Origin of the sequence: Mycobacterium sp. 852002-50816_SCH5313054-b, from assembly GCF_001667185.1 — a bacterium.
Lineage (GTDB): Bacteria > Actinomycetota > Actinomycetes > Mycobacteriales > Mycobacteriaceae > Mycobacterium.
In genome coordinates this window covers 1-740 of the sequence record NZ_LZIC01000016.1, presented here as the reverse complement: position 1 = coordinate 740, position 740 = coordinate 1, and the positions used below count along the sequence as shown (strand labels likewise).

Below are 740 nucleotides of genomic sequence, written 5' to 3'. Positions count from 1 at the left end.
TTTCCCGAGCGCGGCGCCACAGCTGAGGATCTCCTCCCGGCCGGAAGGGTCGGTGCCCGGGACCGTCCGGTCGCGGTCGACGAACAGTTGCAGAGCCCCGTCCCCGGCCACCCACCGCCACGGCTGGCTGTTGTGCACCGAAGGGGCCCGGCAGGCCAGCTGCACCGCCCTTTGCAGGGTCCGGGTGTCCGGCGTCGCGTTCATACCATCGACGGTAAGCGCCATCGGGGTCGGCGACCAGGGCCGTTCGTCCCGGCCGGCGGAGGCCATTCGGATGCCGAAGGGCCCACGGCGTTCTTTGCTCACTTTCCTCAAAGGTCGGCATGCCGGCGCACCTCGCTGACGGCGTTCAGGAACAACGCGCGCCCTGGACGTCCGGATGGTCGGCCCGGGCCCAATGACCTGCCGCAGGGGACCAAGGACCCTGGCGCGCGGTGCTCACATGCCCGAGGGTCGACGTGGGAAAGGAAGTGAGTGAGCGAATGACCCACACGATGGTGGACATCGGCGTGATCACCGGCGCGGTGGAACTGGCGTGCCGCGCTCCCTCCCTGCACAACATCCAGCCGTGGCGCTGGGTTGCGAGCGACACCAGCGTCGACCTGTTCCTCGACCCGGATCGAACCCTCACCGCGACCGATCGGTCGGGCCGCGAGGCGATGATCAGCTGTGGCGCCGCGCTCGATCACTTCGGGGTCGCGATGGCCGCCGCCGGCTGGGACACCAACGTCGATCCGTTT

The 740-nt window shown here is 69.5% G+C and carries 2 pseudogenes; one reads left to right on the top strand and one right to left on the bottom strand.

Annotated elements, in window-relative coordinates:
- A pseudogene (locus tag A5787_RS02085) lies at positions 1–204 on the bottom strand (NAD(P)H nitroreductase); the annotation flags it as partial.
- A 278-nt stretch (positions 205–482) separates the two neighbouring features.
- On the opposite strand from A5787_RS02085, the pseudogene A5787_RS02080 reads away from it, so the two are divergent.
- A pseudogene (locus tag A5787_RS02080) lies at positions 483–740 on the top strand (NAD(P)H nitroreductase); the annotation flags it as partial.